Origin of the sequence: Kitasatospora sp. NPDC127067 (assembly GCF_042724755.1) — a bacterium.
In the GTDB taxonomy this organism is placed as follows: Bacteria; Actinomycetota; Actinomycetes; order Streptomycetales; family Streptomycetaceae; genus Kitasatospora; species Kitasatospora lactacystinica.
In genome coordinates, this window is record NZ_JBHXEM010000261.1 from 1 (window position 1) to 4,045 (window position 4,045).

General features: G+C 67.2%; 2 protein-coding genes and 1 pseudogene. All 3 read left to right on the top strand.

Annotation, left to right across the window (positions count from 1 at the left end):
- Positions 1 to 84, top strand: a pseudogene (locus tag ACFWJ4_RS41030) (transposase); the annotation flags it as partial.
- An 802-nt stretch (positions 85 to 886) separates the two neighbouring features.
- The gene (locus tag ACFWJ4_RS41035) at positions 887 to 2,155 is read left to right on the top strand and encodes a phophatidylserine decarboxylase associated domain-containing protein (RefSeq protein ID WP_380554420.1); all 1,269 of its coding nucleotides are present in this window, start codon (positions 887 to 889) and stop codon (positions 2,153 to 2,155) included.
- Positions 2,156 to 2,541: 386 nt separating this feature from the next.
- On the top strand, positions 2,542 to 3,768 hold the full coding sequence (locus ACFWJ4_RS41040; RefSeq protein ID WP_380554423.1) for a phosphatidylserine decarboxylase: 1,227 nt from the start codon (positions 2,542 to 2,544) through the stop codon (positions 3,766 to 3,768).
- Positions 3,769 to 4,045: the final 277 nt, after the last annotated feature.

The following is a 4,045-nucleotide window of genomic DNA, read 5'->3' on the forward strand; positions in this document are numbered from 1 at the left end:
ATCCGCCGCTACATCATCTGGCGAAACAAGCACGCCACCGACGAGCGCCTACGCGACGTCGTCACCAGGGCGAACGTTGCCTGATGCGGCACTAGAAACCCAACCTCTGGCCGTTCATCGTCCACAACGAGACCGACGGATACGCCCTCGTCTACGGCAGCACCGACTGCTCGGGGGACGTCATCGCCATCGTCCCCCCGGGTGGGAGGTCGACCCAGGAGTTCGGCGGCAGTGTGTACGCCGTCTGACCGCCTGCGCCCGCGCCGTCGCGACCGCCCGATGCCGCAGGCCGGCGGGGCCGCAGAAACTGCCGCCGGTCCCTCCCGCCGCTCCGGGGAGGAGTGGGCGGCGAGGCACGCCAGCGGCCCTTCAACGACCCTTCGCGCCGACGGAGTTGATGCCGTACCTCTTCCGGAAAGTCCATGCCGGACCAGCGGGCCGCGGGGTGGGAGGCAATGCTTTGCCTCGCTAAGCCCTTGGCCGATTCGGTGAGGTCCGCGGCCGGCTCGATGGCTCCGGCCGCCGAGGCGCTGTTCCCCTCCGGACTTCCGGCCCGGGTTTACGCGGTGGCCGGCCGGATCGGCGGTGAGATGCCCGGCAAGGCGCTGACGTCTCGGTCGGGGCACTGGATTTCGGACTGCGCTCTCTCGGTCGGCCCGCGATGCAGCCCGGCTGATGTGACTCTGTGTGACGGCTCGGGTGGACATCATGTAGGTCGTGTGCGGATAATGCTATCGGGGAGTGGCGGGTTCGAGGACGTTCCGAAAAGCCTCGTCCGGGCCGCGGGGCACCGTGTGCCGCGGATCGGGGTCGTGCCGCCGAACGTGGACGCGGAGTCAGGTCCTCCATGTGCGTTCAGTTCACCAGCTAGGGCGGAGGGCGCACAGTGACGTACATCAACGGCAACCAATGGACCGAGCAGGCCGTCGAGGCCCGCTACCGGAACTCGTTCGGCAGGGCCGCCGGGTACCTGCCGGCGGACAGGACCGTCGTCCACGCCTGGCTGGACGAACTCGGCGGGTACGTCGAGCGGCAGCGGGCGCAGAGAGCAGTCGTCCGGCATGATTCGGTGGCCGGCCTGGCGAGGCTGATCGATCGGGATCCCGTGGTACGGATGTACGTGAGCCTGATGATCGAGCAGGCCAAGGAGTTCAAGAAGGACGGGGTGCGTGACATCCCCGACCTGCTCGACCACCTCGACACCATCGTCACCTGGGCCCCGCGCTACACCGACAAGATCCACTTTCCGATGTCCGCCCTGTTCGTCGACATGATGTACACGCCGGCCGGCCAGGCGGTCTTCCGCAACAGGGACCTCAACAGGGCGCTCGTGGGGATCCTGCGGGAGTGGTGCACATACCTGGACAGCCCGGCCAGCCGCGAGGTGCTGACCACCGGCCAGTGGCTGTCACCGGATGCCCGGCAAAAGCTCAAGCTCGACGACTTCGACGTCGATTTCACGCAGCCCTACGGCGGCCTGGCCTCGTTCAACGACTTCTTCCACCGGCAGATCAGACCCGAGAAGCGCCCGATCGCGGGCAGCACGGATCCCAAGGTCATCGTTGCCCCCAACGACGGCAGCGTGGTCAAGATCCAGCGGAACGTGCAGCGCAGCGACGAGTTCTGGATCAAGGGCCAGCGCTACTCCCTCTACGACATGCTGGACGGCAGCGATCTGACGGACGGCTTCGTCGGGGGCGACGTCTACCAGTCGTTCCTCTCCGGCGGCGACTACCACCGCTGGCACACCCCGGTCGGCGGCACGGTCATCAGTGCCCGGGTGGTCGACGGGCTGACGTTCACCGAACTCGAATCGGCGGGGTTCGACCCGGATGCCGGAACCCAGTCGCAGATCTACGAGGCCTCGGTCAACGCCCGCGCCCTGATCTTCGTCAAGAGTCCCGATCCCATCGGCGTCGTCTGTGTGATGCCCATCGGCATCACCGAGATCTCCTCGCTCACCATCGGCGTCATGCCGGGGCAGAAGGTCGACAAGGGGGACGAGCTGGGCTACTTCAGTTACGGCGGCTCCAGCATGGTCCTGGTCTTCCAGCCGGGTGCCGTAGCCGCCTTCGACGTGCCGGACAACACGACCGGTGACATGGAGAAGGGCCAGTGGTGCGCGGTCAACTCACAGATCGCCCAAACCCATTGAGAGCCACGAAATCCGGTGGGACGTCGGTCCGCCGCGGCTGGGGGCCGGATGGCCGCCGCGCCAGCGCCCGCCGCGACGACGGCACGTGCGGCGACCACGGCCGGCTGCGGTTCTTCCTGCGGGAGCCAACGACGGCAGGGTCCACCACGTCGACACCGGCCCCACGAACCTGATGTTCCAGGAAATCCGGGGTAACTCGCCGGCCGGGAGTTCAACCCGGACACCTTCCGCGACATCGCCCCGCATACGAGGAATTCCGCGGTCCCATGGACCACCGTCCGTCCGGCGGGCAGCCGGCCCCCTCTGGCGAGGTGCACGACGGATCCAGCAGGCGCGGCCACCGCGGCCGACAGGGCACCACCCCCACCGACGACAGGAGAGCGACGATGACCGCCACACCCACCTCGACCGAGGTGATCAAGGAACTCAAGGACAGGCTGGACAAGGACCAGGACCTGGCCAAACTGCTGGGGGAATCACTCCAGCAGGCGCAGGCGACTGCAGAGGTGAGCCTCAAACCCGTGCTGTTCAAGGCGTTGAAATGGCCGAAGGACGTCCCCGGCTACCTCGACTACCTGACGGAGTTCTCCGAGTGGGCGCCGAGGCAGGACCCCGGCGACGCCTGGTCCAACGACAAGGGCGGGCAGCAGGAGGTCTACGACCGGCTGTGCCACTTCTACTACCTCATCCATCAGAAGGTCGTCGGCGACGGCAACCGGATCGTGCAGAACGATACGTGGTTCAAGGACTGGTTGGTTCGGTACACCACGGCGTGGGGGAGATTCCTCGACACGCCGGCGTCGTTCAGCGCCGGGCAGCTGGAGTCGTTCAAGCTCGCGCCGCTCTACCGCGTCCAGGACTCGATGGTCGACGGCAAGCCTAACGAGCCGAGCGGCTGGCTCACCTTCAACCAGTTCTTCGCCCGCGAGCTCAACCCCGGCCTGCGGCCGATCACCGCCCCGGAGCACAACGCCACGGTGACCATGCCCGCCGACTGCATCTACAAGGAGACGTACCGCATCGACGACAAATCCACCATCGTGATCCCCCCGGCCGACAGCCCGGTACGGCTCAAGCTCACTCACGAAGTCACCACGATCCCGCAACTCCTCAGTAAGAAGAGTAAGCACGGCGCAGATTTCGCCAAAGGGACGTTCGTGCACTACTTCCTCGCTCCGTATTCGTACCACCGCTTCCACACCCCCGTGGCCGGGCAGGTGGTGGAGTGCTTCCCCATCCACGAGAACGCCTACCTGGACGTCGCGATCGACAAGGACGGGCAGTTCGACGCCCCGGACAACAGTGCCGACGGCTACGAGTTCACCCAGGCCCGCGGAGTCATCGTGATCGACACCGCCAACTCCCCCTACGGCAACATCGGGCTGGTCGCGATCGTCCCGGTCGGCATGGCGCAGGTCGATTCGGTGAACATGACGATGACCGTCGGCGCCCAGGTGCCGAAGGGTGAGGAGTTCGGCTACTTCCTCTTCGGCGGCTCCGACATCATCCTCCTGTTCCAGGAGGGCCGCGCGCCGGCCATCGACACCGATCGCGGGTACCGCAACTACGGGACCTCGATCTCCATCCCGCCGCCGCCCCCGAGAGGTCTCTGACCGCGAACGCTCATGAGGGTCCGCCGGCTCGTCGACGGGCCCTTTGCGGTGAGTGCCGACGGACCGGGAACCGCTCGCGCGGCCAGGACCGCCGATGCCGGGGCCTGGTGCAGGACGTCGACGTCGATCCCGGCTGTCCAGGGCCGGTCGCGGAGTCTCGTTCCGTCGATCTCGCCCAGGGCCGTGAGGGGCGGTGCATCCGCAAGGTGGAGCCACTCCACGGTCGCGATGCTGACCCGGCAAGCCGCCCCCGGGCCCCAACCCCCCCCCCCCCAGC

Excerpts from the sequence above, each read along its gene's own strand:
- ACFWJ4_RS41040 (WP_380554423.1), top strand. The coding sequence starts at position 2,542 with ATGACCGCCACACCCACCTCGACCGAGGTGATCAAGGAACTCAAGGAC.